The 20,569-nt window shown below is 60.8% G+C and carries 11 protein-coding genes, 4 tRNA genes and 2 rRNA genes; all 17 read right to left on the minus strand.

What is annotated here, in order from left to right; all coding sequences use genetic code 11:
- Positions 1-82: 82 nt before the first annotated feature.
- Positions 83-460: a 30S ribosomal protein S12 gene (gene rpsL / locus ACGLHR_RS02275; protein WP_006162330.1), complete on the minus strand. Its 378-nt coding sequence runs from the start codon at positions 458-460 to the stop codon at positions 83-85.
- Between the two features lie 359 nt (positions 461-819).
- A complete protein-coding gene (gene recQ / locus ACGLHR_RS02280) occupies positions 820-2,685 on the minus strand; it encodes a DNA helicase RecQ (RefSeq protein WP_318231208.1) in 1,866 nt (621 codons plus the stop codon).
- Between the two features lie 284 nt (positions 2,686-2,969).
- On the minus strand, positions 2,970-7,214 hold the full coding sequence (rpoC, locus tag ACGLHR_RS02285) for a DNA-directed RNA polymerase subunit beta' (RefSeq protein ID WP_318231209.1): 4,245 nt from the start codon (positions 7,212-7,214) through the stop codon (positions 2,970-2,972).
- A 129-nt stretch (positions 7,215-7,343) separates the two neighbouring features.
- Positions 7,344-11,450, minus strand: a complete 4,107-nt coding sequence (rpoB, locus tag ACGLHR_RS02290) for a DNA-directed RNA polymerase subunit beta (RefSeq protein WP_267604580.1) — start codon at positions 11,448-11,450, stop codon at positions 7,344-7,346.
- Between the two features lie 410 nt (positions 11,451-11,860).
- Positions 11,861-12,232: a 50S ribosomal protein L7/L12 gene (rplL, locus tag ACGLHR_RS02295; RefSeq protein ID WP_006162333.1), complete on the minus strand. Its 372-nt coding sequence runs from the start codon at positions 12,230-12,232 to the stop codon at positions 11,861-11,863.
- Positions 12,233-12,308: 76 nt separating this feature from the next.
- Positions 12,309-12,857 carry a 50S ribosomal protein L10 gene (rplJ, locus tag ACGLHR_RS02300; protein ID WP_006162335.1) on the minus strand — a complete coding sequence of 183 codons (549 nt, stop codon included), beginning with the start codon at positions 12,855-12,857 and terminating at the stop codon, positions 12,309-12,311.
- Between the two features lie 431 nt (positions 12,858-13,288).
- Positions 13,289-13,984, minus strand: coding sequence for a 50S ribosomal protein L1 (gene rplA / locus ACGLHR_RS02305; protein WP_006162337.1), 696 nt, complete (start codon positions 13,982-13,984; stop codon positions 13,289-13,291).
- Positions 13,985-14,416, minus strand: coding sequence for a 50S ribosomal protein L11 (rplK, locus tag ACGLHR_RS02310; RefSeq protein ID WP_006162338.1), 432 nt, complete (start codon positions 14,414-14,416; stop codon positions 13,985-13,987).
- A gap of 199 nt (positions 14,417-14,615) precedes the next feature.
- A complete protein-coding gene (nusG, locus tag ACGLHR_RS02315) occupies positions 14,616-15,197 on the minus strand; it encodes a transcription termination/antitermination protein NusG (RefSeq protein WP_006162340.1) in 582 nt (193 codons plus the stop codon).
- A 10-nt stretch (positions 15,198-15,207) separates the two neighbouring features.
- The gene (secE, locus tag ACGLHR_RS02320) at positions 15,208-15,588 is read right to left on the minus strand and encodes a preprotein translocase subunit SecE (protein ID WP_006162342.1); all 381 of its coding nucleotides are present in this window, start codon (positions 15,586-15,588) and stop codon (positions 15,208-15,210) included.
- A gap of 61 nt (positions 15,589-15,649) precedes the next feature.
- Positions 15,650-15,725 (minus strand) — tRNA-Trp (locus ACGLHR_RS02325).
- Between the two features lie 84 nt (positions 15,726-15,809).
- Positions 15,810-17,000, minus strand: a complete 1,191-nt coding sequence (tuf, locus tag ACGLHR_RS02330) for an elongation factor Tu (RefSeq protein ID WP_267604579.1) — start codon at positions 16,998-17,000, stop codon at positions 15,810-15,812.
- Positions 17,001-17,043: 43 nt separating this feature from the next.
- Positions 17,044-17,118, minus strand: a tRNA-Thr gene (locus ACGLHR_RS02335).
- Between the two features lie 45 nt (positions 17,119-17,163).
- A tRNA-Gly gene (locus tag ACGLHR_RS02340) sits at positions 17,164-17,237 on the minus strand.
- 63 nt (positions 17,238-17,300) lie between these two features.
- Positions 17,301-17,386, minus strand: a tRNA-Tyr gene (locus ACGLHR_RS02345).
- Between the two features lie 338 nt (positions 17,387-17,724).
- Positions 17,725-17,837 (minus strand): 5S ribosomal RNA (rrf, locus tag ACGLHR_RS02350).
- 135 nt (positions 17,838-17,972) lie between these two features.
- Positions 17,973-20,569 (minus strand): 23S ribosomal RNA (locus tag ACGLHR_RS02355); the annotation flags it as partial.

Consider the following 20,569-nt stretch of genomic DNA (forward strand, 5'->3'; position numbering starts at 1 on the left):
CTGGTGACAGCACCATGACGCATTCGCCACAGGCCATCGTTTGTTGCTTCGGGCTTTGTGCCCAGCTTGCCTGGCGTTAGCCTTAAGCAGCCTTCGGACGCTTCGCGCCGTACTTCGAACGTGCCTGGCGACGATCCTTCACGCCTTGCAAGTCCAGCGAGCCACGGACGATGTGGTAACGCACACCCGGCAAGTCCTTCACACGGCCGCCGCGAATCAGCACGACCGAGTGTTCTTGCAGGTTGTGGCCTTCACCGCCGATGTACGAGATGACCTCGAAACCGTTGGTCAGGCGCACCTTGGCGACCTTACGCAGTGCCGAGTTCGGCTTCTTCGGCGTCGTGGTGTACACACGGGTGCACACGCCGCGACGCTGGGGGCAGTTCTCAAGCGCCGGGCTCTTGCTCTTGACGACTTCAGAGACACGCGGCTTGCGAACCAGTTGGTTGATAGTTGGCATTGTTCAATCCAGCTTGGTTTTACGGAAAAACACCCCTGGGGCCACAAGCAATGGGCCGAAGAGGCAACGACGGGTTTTGGGCGGGAAAAGTGAGCGAGCGCTCTTGAGACGGACCTGTGGAGGAACAGACTGGCCAAAGAGCGCGAGCTCGCCTGGGATCCCGCTGCGACCACACCACCAGAGCATCACACGATCCCCTGGCGGGCTTGCCGATTGCGAACCGAGGGCCACAATTACGACAGGCGAGCGAAATCCAAAGCCAAAAACTCGAATCTGACATGCTAGCAGCGACTACGTAAACGGTCAAGCAGCTTCTGACACAAGCACAAGCGTGCTTCTCAACTTGGCGCGGCCGGGCCTCAAAAGTCCTCCACGGCACCCAGCGCTTCCAGGATGGCGTCGCCATAGCGCTCCAGTTTGGCGGCGCCGATGCCGGGGACCTCAGCCATTGCAGTCAACGAATCCGGTGCGCTGCGCGCCAGTTCGGCCAGCGTGGCGTCATGGAAAATCACATAGGCCGGCACACCGTGTTCACGTGCCGTCTCGGTGCGCCATTTGCGAAGGGCTTCCCAGTTGGCCAGCGCCTCGGAATCCATGCCGGCGGTATGGTCGGTGCGAGTGCCGGTGGAACCGCGCGCCCCACGTTCGCCGCTCTTGACGGGCTTGCTGACCTGCCGGCGCAGGGTGATCGGCATTTCGCCCTTGAGCACGGCGCGGGCGGACTCGCCCAGCAACAGTGCGCCATGGCCGCCGTGGTCGATGACCAGCAGGCCGTGGGCGATCAACTGGCGGAAGATGGCATGCCATTCCGACACGGTGCGCTCGGCCCCGATCCCGAAGGTGGAGACTTTGTCGTGGCCCCATTGGCGGATCTTTTCCGACGCATTGCCGCGCAGCACATCGACCATATGGGTCGCCCCGAAATGGACGCGGCTGGCCTGCGCCGTGCGATAGACGCAGGACAGCGCCATCTGCGCTTCACGCGTGCCGTCCCAGGTGGCGGGAGGCTCCAGGCAGGTGTCGCAGTTGCCGCAGGGTTCGCTCGCTTCGTCGAAATAGCCCAGGATGCGCACACGCCGGCAGCCGGCGGTCTCGCACAGCCCAAGCAGGGCATCGAGCTTGGCGGACGAGACGCGCTTGTGCGCGTCATCCGCCTCGGACTCGTCGATCATGCGCTTTTGCTGGACCACGTCGCCCAGCCCGTAGGCCATCCAGGCGTTGGCCGGCAGCCCGTCGCGGCCGGCGCGGCCAGTCTCCTGGTAGTAGCCTTCCATGCTCTTGGGCAGGTCCAGGTGGGCGACGAAGCGCACGTCCGGCTTGTCGATGCCCATGCCGAAGGCGATGGTGGCCACCATGATCACGCCCTCTTCCTCGCGGAAACGAGCCTGATGGTGCTGGCGCACGCCCGCATCCATGCCGGCGTGGTACGCCAGCGCGTTGAGGCCCTGGGCGCTGAGGTAGCTCGCGGTGTCCTCCACCTTCTTGCGCGACAGGCAGTAGACGATGCCGCTGTCGTGCGTGCCGTCGGCGGCCAGGTGCTCGGCCTTGATAAAGGCCAGCAGCTGCTGGCGCGCATTGTCTTTCTCGACGATGCGATAGCGGATGTTGGGGCGGTCGAAGCTGGAGACGAAGACGCGGGCGTCGTGCAGCGCGAGGCGCTCCACGATTTCCTCGCGCGTGACGGAATCCGCGGTGGCCGTCAGGGCAATGCGCGGCACTTCCGGGAAGCGCTCGTGCAGCACCGAAAGCTGGATGTACTCGGGCCGGAAGTCATGGCCCCACTGCGATACGCAGTGCGCCTCGTCGATGGCGAACACGCCGATACGGGTACGCTGGAGCAGATCCTGGAAGCGCGGCGTCATCAGCCGCTCGGGCGCCACATAGAGGATTTCCAGGCGGCCGGCGAGCAGGTCGCGCTCCACCGCGGAGGCCTCGGCCCCGCTGAGCGTCGAGTTCAGCACGGCCGCGCGCACACCCGCCTCGGACAGCGCCGCGACCTGGTCCTGCATCAGCGCGATCAGCGGCGACACCACGATGCCGGTGCCCTGCCCCGCCCTCTGGCGCAGCAATGCGGGAATCTGGTAGCACAGCGACTTGCCGCCGCCGGTCGGCATCAGGACCAGGCAATCTCCACCATCGGCCACATGGTCGATGATCTCCCCCTGCCGGCCGCGGAAGGCGTGGTAGCCGAAAACATCCTTGAGAATCGCCAGGGCGCGCGACATAGCAACAGCTTAGAAAAAGGGGTGGAACCGCGAAAGGCGTAACCATACCACCAAGGGCGCGGCTAACTACTTCGGGCTGTGACGAATGTTCCCGGATTTCTTTCGCCCGGCGGCGCATGGTGCACGGGTCAGTGCCTTTGCGGCAAAGCATGCGTACGACGAATAAAAATGACCGAAGAAGACAGGAAGAAATAAAGCCGGATATATAACGACAGGCAAAAAAAACCCGGCCACCAGGGCCGGGCTTCTTCATGCAGCTTGCTTGCTGGTTCAGGCTGGCAGTCTTAGACCGCGTCGCCCTCGCCTTCGGTCGTCGCCGGCACCACCGGCGGCTCGATGAAGAGCGACTGCTCTTCATCGGAGATCGCCTGGGCGCGTTCGCGCTCGGCCGCCTCGCGCGCCTTGCGGGCACGGTGGTAGGCCAGACCCGTACCAGCGGGGATCAGTCGGCCAACGATCACGTTTTCCTTCAGACCACGCAGGTCGTCGGTCTTGCCCATGATCGCGGCTTCGGTCAGCACGCGGGTGGTTTCCTGGAACGATGCCGCCGAGATGAAGCTGTCGGTGGACAGCGACGCCTTGGTGATACCGAGCAGCAGGTTTTCGTACGTGGCCGGACGCTTGCCTTCGGCGATCACGCGATCGTTCTCGTCAAGCAGTTCCGAACGCTCCACCTGTTCACCCGGGATGAACTTGGTGTCGCCCACATCCGAGATCTGCACGCGGCGCAGCATCTGGCGCACGATCACTTCGATGTGCTTGTCGTTGATCTTCACGCCCTGCAGACGGTACACGTCCTGCACTTCGTCGACGATGTAGTGCGCCAGTTCCTCGATGCCCTTCAGGCGCAGGATGTCGTGCGGGTCCGCCGGACCTTCCACGATCATTTCGCCCTTGTTCACCACCTGGCCATCGTGCACCAGGACTTGCTTTTCCTTGGTGATCAGGAACTCGTGGGCATTGCCGTCCAGGTCCGTAATCACCAGGCGTTGCTTGCCCTTGGTGTCCTTGCCGAACGACGTGGTGCCGGTGACTTCCGCCAGCACGGCGGCATCCTTCGGCGAACGCGCTTCGAACAGCTCGGCCACACGCGGCAGACCCCCGGTAATGTCGCGGGTCTTTTGCGATTCGGTCGGGATACGTGCAAGCACTTCACCCACGTGCACCTGCTGGCCGTCCTTCACGGTAATCAGCGCGCCGACCTGGAAGCCGATGGTCACGGAATGGTCCGTGCCCGGGATCTTCACTTCCTGGCCGTTGGCGTCGAGCAGCTTCACCTGCGGGCGCAGGCCCTTGGTGGCAGCCGTACGGCGCTTGGCATCGATCACCACGAGGGTCGACAGGCCGGTGACTTCGTCCATCTGCTTGGCGACGGTCACGCCTTCTTCGACGTTCTCGAACTTGGTCGTGCCGGTGTACTCCGACACGATCGGGCGTGTCAGCGCGTCCCATGTGGCCAGCTGGGTACCCGCCTTGATGGCTTGGCCATCCTGCACGAGCAGCATGGCGCCGTACGGGATCTTGTGACGTTCGCGCTCACGGCCGTGGTCGTCGGTGATCAGCGACTCGCCCGAACGCGAGATGACGATCAGCTCGCCCTTCGCGTTGGTGACGTAACGCATGGTCGCCGTGAAACGCACGGTACCGGTTGCCTTCGCTTCCACGCTGGATGCCACTGCCGAACGCGATGCCGCGCCGCCGATGTGGAACGTACGCATGGTCAGCTGGGTGCCCGGCTCGCCAATCGACTGGGCGGCGATCACGCCAACCGCTTCGCCGGAGTTCACCAGCACGCCGCGGCCGAGGTCGCGGCCATAGCACATGCCGCACAGGCCGTAGCGCGTGTCGCACGACAGCGGGGTGCGCACCTTCACTTCGTCCACGCCGATGGCGTCGATCATGTCGACCAGGTCTTCGTCCAGCAGGGTGCCGGCTTCGATCGCGGTTTCCTGGGTTTCAGGGTTCACCACGTCGGACACCGTCACACGGCCGAGAATCCGGTCGCGCAGGGCTTCGATCACTTCACCGCCTTCGACCAGGGCCTTCATGGCCACGCCGTTGGTCGTGCCGCAATCGTCTTCCACCACCACCAGATCCTGCGTCACGTCGACCAGACGACGAGTCAGGTAACCCGAGTTCGCGGTCTTCAGTGCCGTATCCGCCAGGCCCTTACGCGCGCCGTGGGTGGAGATGAAGTACTGCAGAACGTTCAGGCCTTCACGGAAGTTCGCCGTAATCGGCGTTTCAATGATCGAGCCATCCGGCTTGGCCATCAGGCCCCGCATGCCGGCCAGCTGACGGATCTGCGCAGCGGAACCGCGCGCGCCCGAGTCGGCCATCATGTAGATCGAGTTGAACGAGTCCTGCTTCACAGTGTTGCCGTGACGGTCGACCACGTCTTCGTGCTGGAGCTGCTCCATCATCGCCTTGCCCACCTGGTCGCCGGCGGCGCCCCAGATGTCCACGACGTTGTTGTAGCGTTCCTGGTCGGTCACCAGGCCCGACATGTACTGCTTGTCGTATTCCTTCACCTTGGCGGCCGCGTCGGCAATGATCTTTTCCTTTTGCGGCGGCACCAGCATGTCGTCGATGGCGATCGAGATACCGGCGCGCGTTGCCAGGCGGAAGCCCGACTGCAGCAGCTTGTCAGCGAAGATCACGGTTTCGCGCAGGCCGCACTTGCGGAACGCGGTATTGATCAGGCGCGAGATCTCCTTCTTCTTCAGCGGCTTGTTCAGCACCGAGAAAGGCAGGCCCTTCGGCAGGATCTCGGACATGATCGCGCGGCCGACCGTGGTGGCCTGCAGCGTGATCTTGGGCGCGAAGCGGGCATCGCCCACGGCGTCCTTGTCGACCAGCTCATACTCGGTGATACGCACGTTCACGCGGGAAGCCAGTTCGACTTCCTTGTTCTCGTAGGCGCGGATCACTTCGCTGATGTCGGCAAACGTCAGGCCTTCGCCCTTGCCGTTGATCTTGTCGCGGGTCGTGTAGTACAGACCCAGCACCACGTCTTGCGACGGCACGATCGACGGGTCGCCGTTGGCCGGGAACAGCACGTTGTTGGAGGCCAGCATCAGCGTGCGGGCTTCCATCTGCGCTTCCAGCGACAGCGGGACGTGAACAGCCATCTGGTCACCGTCGAAGTCGGCGTTGAACGCCGCGCAGACCAGCGGGTGCAGCTGGATGGCCTTGCCTTCGATCAGCACCGGCTCGAACGCCTGGATGCCCAGGCGGTGCAGCGTCGGCGCGCGGTTCAGCATGACCGGATGCTCGCGGATCACCTCTTCGAGGATGTCCCACACCACCGCGGTCTGGCTTTCCACTTCCTTCTTCGCCGCCTTGATGGTGGTGGCGATGCCCATCGTTTCCAGCTTGTGGAAAATGAAAGGCTTGAACAGTTCGAGCGCCATCAGCTTGGGCAGGCCGCACTGATGCAGCTTGAGGGTCGGGCCCACCACAATGACCGAACGGCCGGAGTAGTCGACGCGCTTGCCCAGCAAGTTCTGGCGGAAACGGCCGCCCTTGCCCTTGATCATTTCGGCCAGCGACTTCAGCGGACGCTTGTTGGCGCCCGTCATGGCCTTGCCGCGGCGACCGTTGTCCAGCAGCGAGTCAACCGCTTCCTGCAGCATGCGCTTTTCGTTGCGCACGATGATTTCAGGCGCCTTCAGTTCGAGCAGGCGCTTCAGGCGGTTGTTACGGTTGATGACGCGGCGATACAGGTCGTTCAGGTCCGAGGTGGCGAAACGGCCACCGTCCAGCGGTACCAGCGGACGCAGTTCGGGCGGCAGCACCGGCAGCACTTCCAGGATCATCCATTCCGGCTTGATGCCCGAACGCTGGAACGCCTCGAGCACCTTCAGGCGCTTGGCGAACTTCTTGATCTTGGCTTCGGAGCCCGTGGTCTGCAGCTCGGCGCGGATCGTTTCGATCTGCTTTTCGATGTCGATGCCGCGCAGCAGTTCACGGATGCCTTCGGCACCCATCATGGCCACGAACTCGCCTTCGCCGTACTCTTCGCACTTGGCGATGTAGTCGTCCTCGGACATGATCTGGCTCTTCTTGAGCGGGGTCATGCCGGGTTCGAGCACCACGAATGCTTCGAAGTACAGGACGCGTTCGATGTCGCGCAGCGTCATGTCGAGCACCATGCCCAGACGCGACGGCAGCGACTTCAGGAACCAGATGTGCGCGGTCGGCGCAGCCAGTTCGATGTGGCCCATGCGCTCGCGGCGCACCTTGGCCAGCGTCACTTCAACGCCGCACTTCTCGCAGATCACGCCACGATGCTTCAGGCGCTTGTACTTGCCGCACAGGCACTCATAGTCCTTGATCGGGCCAAAGATCTTGGCGCAGAACAGGCCATCGCGCTCGGGCTTGAAGGTCCGGTAGTTGATGGTTTCAGGCTTCTTCACTTCACCGTACGACCACGAACGGATCTTCTCTGGCGATGCCAGGCCGATCTTGATCGCGTCGAACTGCTCTTCCTGCTGAACCTGCTTAAAGAGATCGAGCAATGCTTTCATTGCAACTCCTTGTTTCGCCGCCAGCCCGACAGCATGTCGGGCCCGCGGCATTCATCCTGTGGGAAAACCGTAGCGGGCAATCGGCGGCAGGCGGGCTATTGCCGGCCTGCCGCGCACTCTCGATCCGAATCAATAGCGATCGAGGTCGATGTCGATACCCAGCGAACGGATTTCCTTCACCAGCACGTTGAACGATTCCGGCATGCCGGCATCGATCGAGTGCTCGCCCTTGACGATGTTCTCGTAGACCTTGGTCCGGCCGTTCACGTCATCGGACTTGACCGTCAGCATTTCCTGCAGCACGTAGGAGGCGCCATAAGCTTCCAGCGCCCACACTTCCATCTCACCGAAACGCTGGCCACCGAACTGCGCCTTACCACCCAGCGGCTGCTGGGTCACCAGCGAGTACGGGCCGGTCGAACGCGCGTGCATCTTGTCGTCGACCAAGTGGTGCAGCTTCAGCATGTGCATCACGCCCAGCGTTACCGGACGCTCGAACGCTTCGCCGGTACGGCCGTCGTGCAGCGTGACCTGTTGCTTGGAAGCGGTCAGGCCCATGTCCTTGGCGATCTCTTCCGGGTACGCCAGGTCCAGCATGCGGCGGATTTCGTCCTCATGCGCACCGTCGAACACCGGCGTGGCGAACGGGACACCCTTCTTCAGGTTGGTGGCCAGTTCCAGCACTTCGGCGTCGGACAGGCTGTCGAGGTCTTCCGGCTTGCCGCTCTCGTTGTAGATCTGCGCGAGCAACGGACGCAGTTCCTGCGCCTTCGCCTGTGCCTTGAGCATGGAGCCGATACGCTGGCCCAGGCCGCGCGCGGCCCAGCCCAGGTGGGTTTCCAGAATCTGGCCCACGTTCATCCGCGACGGCACGCCGAGCGGGTTCAGCACGATATCGGCGGGCGTGCCGTCGGCCATGTAGGGCATGTCTTCGATCGGGACGATCTTGGACACAACGCCCTTGTTGCCGTGACGGCCTGCCATCTTGTCGCCGGGCTGCAGGCGGCGCTTGACGGCCAGGTACACCTTGACCATCTTGATCACGCCCGGCGGCAGTTCGTCGCCTTGCGTGAGCTTCTTGCGCTTTTCTTCAAAGGCCAGGTCGAACTCGTGGCGCTTCTGCTCGATCGCTTCCTTGACGGCTTCCAGCTGGGCAGCGACTTCTTCGTCGGCCGGGCGGATGTCGAACCAGTGGTACTTGTCCAGGTCGGCCAGGTACTCGCGGGTCAGCTTGGCGCCCTTGGACAGCTTCTTCGGACCGCCATTGACGGTCTTGTCGAGCAGCAGGCGCTCCAGGCGCTGGAAGGCGTCGCCTTCCACGATACGCAGCTGGTCGTTCAGGTCCAGGCGGTAGCGCTTGAGTTCATCGTCGATGATGGACTGGGCACGCTTGTCGCGGGTCACGCCTTCGCGGGTGAAGACCTGGACGTCGATCACGATACCGCTCATGCCCGAGGGCACGCGCAGCGAGGTGTCCTTCACGTCCGAAGCCTTCTCGCCGAAGATCGCGCGCAGCAGCTTTTCTTCCGGGGTCAGCTGGGTCTCGCCCTTGGGCGTGACCTTGCCGACCAGCACGTCGCCGGCTTCCACTTCGGCACCGATGTAGGTGATGCCGGACTCGTCCAGGCGCGCCAGTTGCGCTTCGGCGAGGTTGGAGATATCGCGGGTGATTTCTTCCGGTCCCAGCTTGGTGTCACGGGCGACGACCGACAGTTCCTCGATGTGGATCGAGGTGTAGCGGTCTTCGGCAACCACGCGTTCGGAGATCAGGATCGAGTCTTCGAAGTTGTAGCCGTTCCACGGCATGAACGCCACCAGCATGTTCTGGCCGAGCGCGAGCTCGCCCAGGTCGGTCGATGCGCCGTCGGCGATCACGTCGCCACGGGCGACGAAATCCCCGACCTTGACCATCGGACGCTGGTTGATGTTGGTGTTCTGGTTCGAGCGGGTGTACTTGATCAGGTTGTAGATGTCGACGCCGACTTCACCGGCGACAGCTTCCTCATCGTTCACGCGAATCACGATACGCATTGCGTCGACGTAATCCACCACGCCGCCACGGGTTGCCTGGACGGCAGTACCCGAGTCGACCGCAACGGTACGCTCGATGCCGGTACCCACCAGCGGCTTGTCCGGACGCAGGCAAGGCACGGCCTGACGCTGCATGTTGGCGCCCATCAGTGCACGGTTCGCATCATCGTGCTCGAGGAACGGCACCAGCGATGCTGCCGCGGACACGATCTGCGAAGGCGCCACGTCGATGTACTGGACGCGGTCCGGCGTGACCATACGGGTTTCACGCTCGCTGCCTTCACGCGACGACACCAGCTCGTCGATCAGGGTACCGTCGGTGTCAACCGTTGCGTTGGCCTGCGCCACCACGTACTTGCCTTCTTCAATGGCGGACAGGTAGTCGACCTGGTCGGTCAGCTTGCTGTCGACCACCTTGCGGTACGGCGTTTCCAGGAAGCCGTATTCGTTCAGGCGTGCGTACAGTGCCAGCGAGTTGATCAGGCCAATGTTCGGGCCTTCCGGCGTTTCGATCGGGCACACGCGGCCATAGTGGGTCGGGTGCACGTCACGGACTTCAAAGCCTGCGCGTTCACGGGTCAAACCGCCCGGGCCCAGTGCGGAGACACGACGCTTGTGCGTGATCTCGGACAGCGGGTTGGTCTGGTCCATGAACTGCGACAGCTGCGACGAACCGAAGAACTCGCGGATGGCCGAGGAAATCGGCTTCGAGTTGATCAGGTCGTGCGGCATCAGGTTTTCGGTCTCGGCCTGGCCCAGACGTTCCTTGACGGCGCGTTCCACGCGCGACAGGCCGGCACGGAACTGGTTTTCGGCCAGTTCGCCAACGCAGCGAACGCGACGATTGCCCAGGTGATCGATGTCATCGACCTCGCCCTTGCCGTTGCGCAGGTTGACCAGGATCTTGATGGTCTCGAGGATGTCCTCGTCCTGCAGCACCATGCTGCCTTCACCGCTCGGGCGGCCCAGGCGGCTGTTGACCTTCATACGGCCAACGCGCGACAGGTCGTACGACTCTTCGCTGTAGAACAGGCGCTGGAACAGGGCTTCCACCGCGTCTTCGGTCGGCGGCTCGCCGGGACGCATCATGCGGTAGATGGCGATACGCGCAGCGGTCTGGTCGGCGGTGTCGTCCACGCGCAGGGTCTGCGACATGTACGGACCTTGGTCCAGATCGTTGGTGTACAGGGTCTGGATCTGCTTGACACCGGCTTCGCGCAGGTTTTCCAGCACGGTTTCGGTCAGCTCGTCGTTGGCGTTGGCAATCACCTCGCCGGTATCCGGGTCGATGATGTTCTTTGCCAGCACGCGGCCGAGCAGGTAGTCTTCCGGCACGCTGATCAGCTTGGTACCGGCGGAATCCAGGTCACGGATGTGCTTGGCGTTGATCCGCTTGTCCTTCTCCACGACGACACGGCCGTCCTTGTCGGCGATGTCGAAGCGCGCGACTTCGCCGCGCAGGCGCTCGGGCACGAATTCCATCTGCGCGCCTTCCGACTGCAGCGTGAAATTGTCGAACACGAAGAAGTGCGCGAGGATCTGCTCGGGCGTCAGGCCGATCGACTTCAGCAGGATCGTCACCGGCATCTTGCGGCGGCGGTCAACGCGGAAGTACAGGATGTCCTTCGGGTCGAACTCGAAATCGAGCCACGAACCGCGGTAAGGAATGATACGTGCCGAGAACAGCAGCTTGCCCGAGCTGTGGGTCTTGCCCTTGTCGTGCTCGAAGAACACGCCGGGCGAACGGTGGAGCTGCGAGACGATCACACGCTCGGTACCGTTGATCACGAACGAACCGGTCGACGTCATGAGCGGAATTTCGCCCATGTAGACTTCCTGTTCCTTCACTTCCTTGACCTTGCCCGGATTTTCCCGATCGTTGATGATCAGGCGCACCTTGGCACGCAGCGCCGAGTGGAAGGTCAGGCCACGCTGTTGACATTCCTTGACGTCGAACGGCGGGTTGGAGAGGTGGTAGGAGACGAACTCCATACGGGCAAGCCCGTTGTGCGACACAATCGGGAAGATTGCACTGAAAGCCGCTTGCAGGCCCTCTGTTTTGCGGCGCGAGGGTGGCGTACCCTCTTGCAGAAACTGAGCGTAGGATTCAATCTGGGTGGCAAGCAGGAAAGGAACCTGATGAACCGTCGCGCGCTTCGCAAAACTTTTGCGAATGCGCTTCTTTTCGGTGAAGCTGTACGCCATGGGATCTCCGAATCATCGCAGGGCTGGCTGGACCGGCGCAGCACCTGAGGTGTTCAGCGACTGGGAGGGGATTTGGCGGTTGGCCGCTACCAACCTCTGGCTGACGGTGTCCGCACGCTGCGAGCCGGCAGAAACGACGCAATGCGTCATGCCGGCCCGGGGGACACCCGACCAAACTTGTCTTCTGCAGTCGGTTCAGAAGACAAACATCAGCAACCACCTAGTGTGCCACTGATGTTTGGCCTCTGCTGAAGCTTAGGCATGCGCCCAGCTGTCAAGCATCGTTTGCGCCACTTGCTCACGCTTCCGGGTGCTGAATAAAACACACTTCGCAGAAGCGCAAAAAGGCTGGCGCCGGGAATCTCCCTTTGCCAGCCCCATTCGCGTGCCAAAAGGCACGCGAGTACAGCTTACTTGACTTCGACCTTCGCGCCGGCGTCTTCCAGCTTCTTCTTGGCGTCGGCTGCAGCAGCCTTGTCCACGCCTTCCTTGACAGCCTTCGGTGCGCCGTCAACCAGATCCTTGGCTTCCTTCAGGCCCAGGCCGGTGATTTCGCGAACAGCCTTAATCACGCCAACCTTGTTTGCGCCGATTTCCGACAGGATGACGTTGAACTCGGTTTGCTCTTCAGCGGCAGCAGCGCCGGCGCCCGGGGCAGCAGCCACGGCCATCGAAGCGGCGGACACGCCAAACTTTTCTTCGAACGCCTTGACCAGGTCGTTCAGTTCCATCACGGACATCGAGCCTACGGCTTCGAGGATGTCGTCTTTGCTGATTGCCATTTGGAATACTCCTGCTAAATGTGATTCGGTATCGGTAATACGATCTTGATGAGCCAGGCTGCGAAAGGCTTACGCCTTAAGCAGCTGCGCCTTCGCTCTCGGCGGCGGCAGCAGCGCCTTCGCCTTCGGCAGGGGCGCCTTCGCTCTTCTTGGCGGACAGGGCGGCCAGCAGACGGGCGAAGCCCGACACCGGTGCCTGCATCACGCCGAGCAGCTGAGCAATCAGTTCGTCACGGCTCGGGATCGAGGCCAGTGCCTTGACAGCAGCAGCATCGAGCACGTTGCCGTCGTACGACGCTGCGCGCAGAACCAACTTGTCGTTGGTCTTGGCAAAGTCGTTCAGAACCTTGGCCGACGACACTGCATCTTCGGAAATACCGTAGATCAGCGGACCGGTCATTTGCTCTGCGAGGCCGGCAAACGGCGTGCCTTCCACGGCGCGGCGGGCCAGCGTGTTCTTCAGAACACGCAGGTACACGCCTTGCTCGCGGGCCTTGGCGCGCAGCTTGGTCAGATCGCCAACCGCAATGCCGCGATATTCGGCTACGACGATGGTCTGGGCTTTAGCGACTTGCGCCGAAACCTCAGCAACGACGGCCTTCTTATCTTCAATATTAAGTGGCACGGTTAAGCTCCAAAACGATGCTTGTCCCCCGGATCGTCCGGGGCACGCACATCAGTCCAAACGAACGGCGTCCGATTTGGCCCGAATCACCCGGGTCATTGCCCGGATTCTTCAATCCCTCGGGTGCGCCATCTGCGCTGGTGGGCCGGGAGGCGTCGCGGCAGGCCGAAGCCACGCTGCGTACGTTCCGTCCGATTAAGGCGAGGCAGCCATCCTGCAGCCGCACCCGCCACCAGCGGTCTTTGATAACCAGCGGTGCCTGCTCCGCGCTTGCGCGCCGGCGGGCACCACTGCCCAAAGCCTTGCTCCTTTATCCTGGCGTGTCCTATGAGGCACCGCCTGACTCCGGAGACGATCCCGGCGCGAGCCAGGATCCTCAATTCTCTACGCTGGGCGACGTTATCGGGTCCGCCCTGCGGTTGCCGCCAGCCTTAGGCCGACAGCGAAGCCTGTTCCACGCGAACGCCTACGCCCATGGTGGACGACACGGCGATCTTGCGCAGGTACACGCCCTTGCTGGTAGCCGGCTTCGACTTCACCAGGGCTTCGATCAGCGCGCTCAGGTTGCGCTTCAGATCGGCGTCCTGGAACGAACGGCGGCCGATGGTGGCGTGGATGATACCGGCCTTGTCGACACGGTATTGCACCTGACCGGCCTTGGCGTTCTTCACAGCCTGGGCCACATCGGGGGTAACCGTACCGACCTTCGGGTTCGGCATCAGGCCGCGCGGGCCCAGGATCTGACCCAGCGTACCAACGATACGCATGGTGTCCGGCGAGGCGATCACCACGTCGAAGTTCAGGTTGCCGGCCTTGACTTGCTCAGCCAGGTCTTCCATGCCGACGATCTCAGCGCCAGCTGCCTTGGCAGCTTCAGCCTTTTCGCCTTGGGCGAACACAGCCACGCGAACCGACTTGCCGGTACCGGCAGGCAGCACGACGGAGCCACGAACCACCTGGTCCGACTTCTTCGCATCGATGCCCAGTTGCACGGCAACGTCGATGGATTCGTCGAACTTGGCCGATGCGCAACCCTTCACCAGGCCCAGGGCCTCGTCGATCGGGTAGAACTTGGTGCGCTCGATCTTCGCCTTGTTGGCGGCGGTGCGCTTGGAAACCTTAGCCATTTACAGACCCTCCACGGTGATGCCCATCGAGCGAGCCGAACCGGCGATCGTACGCACGGCAGCGTCCAGATCGGCAGCGGTCAGGTCAGCGTTCTTTGCCTTGGCGATTTCTTCAGCCTGGGCACGCGTGATCTTGCCAACCTTGTCGGTGTGCGGCTTGGCCGAACCCTTGGTCAGGCCAGCTGCCTTCTTGATCAGAACGGTCGCCGGCGGCGACTTCATCACGAAGGTGAAGCTCTTGTCGGCGAAGGCGGTAATCACCACCGGCACCGGCAGGCCGGGTTCCATGCCTTGGGTCTGCGCGTTGAACGCCTTGCAGAACTCCATGATGTTCAGACCGCGTTGACCCAGTGCAGGGCCCACGGGCGGGGAGGGATTTGCCTTACCAGCCGGAATTTGCAGCTTGATAAAGCCAATGATCTTCTTGGCCATATTTACTCCAATCCGGACCGCTTCCTGGCGGAATGCGATCCTGTTGAGTCGTAGCGCGCTATCGCTGCAAGGGCGGTTCATCCACCCCAGCCAGCCTCACGCTCCTCTTGTGGCCGGCCCCTTGCGGGACTGGCCGCTGCATTTTTCGCTGACCTTGCGGCCAACATAAAACGCTAAAACCTGAACTGCTTTGAACCGCTTAAACCTTCTCGACCTGGCCAAACTCGAGCTCGACCGGGGTAGCACGCCCGAAGATGGTGACCGAGACGCGCAGGCGCGATTTCTCGTAGTTCACTTCCTCGACGTTGCCATTGAAGTCGGTGAAAGGACCGTCCTTGACGCGTACCATTTCGCCCACTTCGAACAGGGTCTTGGGCCGCGGCTTCTCGACCCCTTCCTGCATCTGGGTCATGATCTTGTCGACTTCCTTCTGGGAAATCGGGCTCGGTCGGTTGCGCGCACCACCCACGAAGCCAGTGACCTTGCTGGTGTTCTTCACCAGGTGCCAGGTCTCGTCGGTCATTTCCATCTCGACCAGCACGTAACCCGGGAAGAAGCGACGTTCGGTGACAGACTTCTGTCCACCCTTGATTTCAACGACTTCTTCGGACGGGACCAGGATGCGGCCAAACTTGTCCTGCATTTCGGCGCGCTCGATGCGCTCCTGCAGCGCGCGCTGCACACTCTTTTCCATGCCGGAATAGGCGTGCACCACATACCAGCGCTTCTTCGACGAAGGCGATTCAGCTGCGGGGACTTCCTGTTGTGCGTTATCCGTCATGTTCTATCCTTCATTTCCAGCCCAGCACGAGCGAAAAGATGACCCACTCGATGAGCTTGTCCGCAGACCACAGGAACACGGCCATGATCACGACGAAGACAAACACCAGGCCGGTCATCTGCCCGGCTTCCTTGCGGGTGGGCCAAACGACCTTACGGACTTCGCGATACGATTCCTTGGAGAAACCGATGAAGTCCTTGCCTGGTGCCGAGACCAGCGCGACCACCACGCCCAGCGCAATGCCGCCGAAAAGCGCCGCGCCACGCACGTAGGATGGTTGCTGTGCCAAGGCATAGAAACCGATGACGCCGGCAACCACCAGTAGCACCGCGGCGCCAAGCAACCACTTACCACTAGCGGCGTTGACGGTTTCGACGTTGGGATTGGCCATGTTTCGCAAACGAGACTAAGCCGCGTCACGATACTCTCTATCGCGACGCGGCTGATTGAATTGGCAGGGGCAGAGGGAATCGAACCCCCAACCTTCGGTTTTGGAGACCGACGCTCTGCCAGTTGAGCTATACCCCTAAAACAACTGTGGGGTCGGCGGTCAGGCCAACCCCTCTGGCAACGAATACGGCCGGTTGGTGCCGTATTCGCTGATCGACTTTATCAGTCGAGGATCTTTGCCACGACGCCGGCGCCGACGGTACGACCGCCTTCACGGATGGCGAAACGCAGGCCTTCTTCCATGGCGATCGGGGCAATCAGCTTGACCGTGATCGACACGTTGTCACCCGGCATGACCATTTCCTTGTCCTTCGGCAGCTCGATCGAGCCAGTCACGTCGGTCGTACGGAAGTAGAACTGCGGGCGGTAGTTGTTGAAGAACGGGGTGTGACGGCCGCCTTCGTCCTTCGACAAGATGTAGACCTCGCCGGTGAAGTGCGTGTGCGGCTTGATCGAACCCGGCTTGCACAGCACTTGGCCGCGCTCGACGTCTTCGCGCTTCGTGCCGCGCAGCAGCAGACCCACGTTGTCGCCAGCTTGACCTTGGTCCAGCAGCTTGCGGAACATTTCCACGCCGGTGCAGATGGTCTTGACCGTCGGCTTGATGCCCACGATTTCGATTTCTTCACCGACCTTGATGATGCCGCGCTCGATACGACCGGTCACAACCGTGCCACGGCCCGAGATCGAGAACACGTCTTCCACCGGCATCAGGAAGGTGCCGTCGATGGCACGTTCCGGCGTCGGGATGTAGGTGTCCAGCGTGTCGGCCAGGGCCAGGATCGCTTGCTCGCCCAGTTCGCCCTTGTCGCCTTCCAGTGCCAGCTTGGCCGAACCCTTGATGATCGGGGTGTCGTCGCCGGGGAATTCGTACTTGGACAAGAGCTCGCGCACTTCCATTTCGACCAGCTCGAGCAGCTCGGCGTCGTCGACCATGTCGCACTTGTTCAGGAACACGATGATGTAAGGCACGCCAACCTGGCGGGCCAGCAGGATGTGTTCGCGGGTCTGGGGCATGGGGCCGTCAGCGGCCGAGCACACCAGGATTGCGCCGTCCATCTGTGCGGCGCCCGTGATCATGTTCTTCACATAGTCAGCGTGGCCCGGGCAGTCAACGTGTGCGTAGTGGCGGTTAGCCGTTTCGTACTCGACGTGTGCGGTATTGATGGTAATACCGCGTGCCTTTTCTTCCGGCGCTGCGTCGATTTCGTCGTACTTCTTGGCCGAACCGCCAAACTTGGCTGCCAGCACCGTAGCAATTGCTGCCGTCAGGGTGGTCTTACCATGGTCAACGTGACCGATCGTACCAACGTTCACGTGCGGTTTAGTCCGCGAGAACTTTTCCTTTGCCATTTCGCGACTCCTGTGTCGGTAGCGATATTGCTAGTGCGGTATTTGGTGCCCATGGGCAGGATCGAACTGCCGACCTCTCCCTTACCAAGGGAGTGCTCTACCACTGAGCCACATGGGCGAAACTTGACTGCTGCTTTTCAGAACTGCAATAACCCGGGCAATCTGGAGCGGGTGAAGGGAATCGAACCCTCGTCGTAAGCTTGGAAGGCTTCTGCTCTACCATTGAGCTACACCCGCCGGGTTACCACGCTTTCTGCTTCACCGACGCCTGCCGGGTACTCACTACTGCTCTGCAATTCTTGGTGGAGAGGGTTGGATTCGAACCAACGTAGGCGTAAGCCAACAGATTTACAGTCTGCCCCCTTTAGCCACTCGGGCACCTCTCCGCAGTGAACTTCTCATTATGGTGTAACTTTCCTTGGCTGTCAAGCACTTTCCGTACTATGCAAAGTAGGGAAGGACAGACCTTGGAGCGTTGAACCTGGCACCAGCGTAGGCTGCCCGATCGCACCATCATCGTCGGCATTCAATAAAGAACACCTTCACCCTATAGGGGCTCGCCGCGGCCTCTAAAACGGCTTCTGGCGGCCTCTGGGGCCTTGCTTTAACCTCGAAACCGGCTCGCCAGGCTGGCGGCCTGGGCGCTGCTTAAGCCTGATCGGCAAATCGCCGCCACAAAAGCAAAACCCCCCAGTACTTTCGTACTGGGGGGTTTCAAGGGAGAGCCTGGCGATTACCTACTTTCACACGGGTATCCGCACTATCATCGGCGTGGAGTCGTTTCACGGTCCTGTTCGGGATGGGAAGGGGTGGTTCCAACTCGCTATGGTCACCAGGCATAAACGGTGGCCGCGTTGACTTGGTCAACGCAGCGAATAGGGATGTAGTAGTAGGTTGCGAGGTATCGGCCAAGCTGCTTTGTTGCTGTTGCAGCGGCACGCGATACTCAACCAGGAGAAACACACTGGTTATAGGATCAAGCCTTACGGGCAATTAGTACTGGTTAGCTTAACGCATTACTGCGCTTCCACACCCAGCCTATCAACGTCCTGGTCTCGAACGACCCTTCAAGGAGCTCAAGGCTCCAGGGAATCCTCATCTTCAGGCGAGTTTCCCGCTTAGATGCTTTCAGCGGTTATCTCTTCCGTACATAGCTACCCTGCGATGCCTCTGGCGAGACAACAGGTACACCAGCGGTACGTCCACTCCGGTCCTCTCGTACTAGGAGCAGCCCCCGTCAAGATTCCAACGCCCACGGCAGATAGGGACCAAACTGTCTCACGACGTTTTAAACCCAGCTCACGTACCTCTTTAAATGGCGAACAGCCATACCCTTGGGACCGGCTACAGCCCCAGGATGAGATGAGCCGACATCGAGGTGCCAAACACCGCCGTCGATATGAACTCTTGGGCGGTATCAGCCTGTTATCCCCAGAGTACCTTTTATCCGTTGAGCGATGGCCCTTCCATTCAGAACCACCGGATCACTATGTCCTGCTTTCGCACCTGCTCGACTTGTCGGTCTCGCAGTTAAGCACGCTTTTGCCATTGCACTTTAGGTACGATGTCCGACCGTACCAAGCGTACCTTCGAACTCCTCCGTTACACTTTGGGAGGAGACCGCCCCAGTCAAACTGCCTACCATGCACTGTCCCCGATCCGGATTCACGGACCAAGGTTAGAACCTCAAACAAACCAGGGTGGTATTTCAAGGACGGCTCCACGCAGACTAGCGTCCACGCTTCAAAGCCTCCCACCTATCCTACACAGATCGGTTCAAAGTCCAATGCAAAGCTACAGTAAAGGTTCATGGGGTCTTTCCGTCTAGCCGCGGGGAGATTGCATCATCACAAACACTTCAACTTCGCTGAGTCTCGGGAGGAGACAGTGTGGCCATCGTTACGCCATTCGTGCAGGTCGGAACTTACCCGACAAGGAATTTCGCTACCTTAGGACCGTTATAGTTACGGCCGCCGTTTACCGGGACTTCAATCAAGAGCTTGCACCCCATCATTTAATCTTCCGGCACCGGGCAGGCGTCACACCCTATACGTCCACTTTCGTGTTTGCAGAGTGCTGTGTTTTTATTAAACAGTCGCAGCCACCATTTTATTGCAACCCCTTCACCCTCCTGGCGCAGGCCAGTCAAGCTACAAGGGCGTACCTTATCCCGAAGTTACGGTACCAATTTGCCGAGTTCCTTCTCCCGAGTTCTCTCAAGCGCCTTAGAATACTCATCTCGCCCACCTGTGTCGGTTTGCGGTACGGTCTCGTATGACTGAAGCTTAGAGGCTTTTCTTGGAACCACTTCCAATTGCTTCGCAGCACTAGGCCGCTCGCCCCACATCCTTGAATTCCGCGCCCGGATTTGCCTAAGCGCCTTCTCCAATGCAGGGACCGGGACTTCCAACACCCGGACAACCTTCCGCGATCCGTCCCCCCATCGCATCATACGACGGTGCAGGAATATTAACCTGCTTCCCATCAGCTACGCATCTCTGCCTCGCCTTAGGGGCCGACTCACCCTACGCCGATGAACGTTGCGTAGGAAACCTTGGGCTTACGGCGAGGGGGCTTTTCACCCCCTTTATCGCTACTCATGTCAGCATTCGCACTTCTGATACCTCCAGCATCCTTTACAAGACACCTTCACAGGCTTACAGAACGCTCTCCTACCATGCACTTACGTGCATCCGCAGCTTCGGTGACTGGCTTAGCCCCGTTACATCTTCCGCGCAGGACGACTCGATCAGTGAGCTATTACGCTTTCTTTAAAGGATGGCTGCTTCTAAGCCAACCTCCTGACTGTTTTAGCCTTCCCACTTCGTTTCCCACTTAGCCAATCTTAGGGACCTTAGCTGGCGGTCTGGGTTGTTTCCCTCTTGACACCGGACGTTAGCACCCGATGTCTGTCTCCCGTGATTGCACTCTTCGGTATTCGGAGTTTGCTATGGCGGGGTAATCAGCAATAGACCCCCCAACCATGACAGTGCTCTACCCCCGAAGGTGAGACACGAGGCACTACCTAAATAGTTTTCGGAGAGAACCAGCTATTTCCAGACTTGTTTAGCCTTTCACCCCTATCCACAGCTCATCCCCTAACTTTTCAACGTTAGTGGGTTCGGTCCTCCAGTACGTGTTACCGCACCTTCAACCTGGCCATGGATAGATCGTCTGGTTTCGGGTCTACACCCAGCGACTGAACGCCCTATTCGGACTCGCTTTCGCTACGCCTTCCCTAATCGGTTAAGCTTGCCACTGAATGTAAGTCGCTGACCCATTATACAAAAGGTACGCCGTCACCCGTTTCCAGGCTCCGACTGTTTGTATGCATGCGGTTTCAGGATCTATTTCACTCCCCTCCCGGGGTTCTTTTCGCCTTTCCCTCACGGTACTGGTTCACTATCGGTCGATCACGAGTATTTAGCCTTGGAGGATGGTCCCCCCATCTTCAGACAGGATTTCACGTGTCCCGCCCTACTTGTCGTACACCTAGTTCCACAACGCTGTTTTCGCATACAGGGCTATCACCTGCTATGGCCGGGCTTTCCATCCCGTTCTGCTAACAA

The organism is Cupriavidus sp. CuC1, from assembly GCF_044627735.1.
In the GTDB taxonomy this organism is placed as follows: Bacteria; Pseudomonadota; Gammaproteobacteria; order Burkholderiales; family Burkholderiaceae; genus Cupriavidus; species Cupriavidus ulmosensis.

Excerpts from the sequence above, each read along its gene's own strand:
- rpoC (WP_318231209.1), bottom strand. The coding sequence starts at position 7,214 with ATGAAAGCATTGCTCGATCTCTTTAAGCAGGTTCAGCAGGAAGAGCAG.
- secE (WP_006162342.1), bottom strand. The coding sequence starts at position 15,588 with ATGGCCAATCCCAACGTCGAAACCGTCAACGCCGCTAGTGGTAAGTGG.
- rplA (WP_006162337.1), bottom strand. The coding sequence starts at position 13,984 with ATGGCTAAGGTTTCCAAGCGCACCGCCGCCAACAAGGCGAAGATCGAG.
- tuf (WP_267604579.1), bottom strand. The coding sequence starts at position 17,000 with ATGGCAAAGGAAAAGTTCTCGCGGACTAAACCGCACGTGAACGTTGGT.
- nusG (WP_006162340.1), bottom strand. The coding sequence starts at position 15,197 with ATGACGGATAACGCACAACAGGAAGTCCCCGCAGCTGAATCGCCTTCG.
- rplL (WP_006162333.1), bottom strand. The coding sequence starts at position 12,232 with ATGGCAATCAGCAAAGACGACATCCTCGAAGCCGTAGGCTCGATGTCC.
- rplK (WP_006162338.1), bottom strand. The coding sequence starts at position 14,416 with ATGGCCAAGAAGATCATTGGCTTTATCAAGCTGCAAATTCCGGCTGGT.
- rpsL (WP_006162330.1), bottom strand. The coding sequence starts at position 460 with ATGCCAACTATCAACCAACTGGTTCGCAAGCCGCGTGTCTCTGAAGTC.
- recQ (WP_318231208.1), bottom strand. The coding sequence starts at position 2,685 with ATGTCGCGCGCCCTGGCGATTCTCAAGGATGTTTTCGGCTACCACGCC.
- rpoB (WP_267604580.1), bottom strand. The coding sequence starts at position 11,450 with ATGGCGTACAGCTTCACCGAAAAGAAGCGCATTCGCAAAAGTTTTGCG.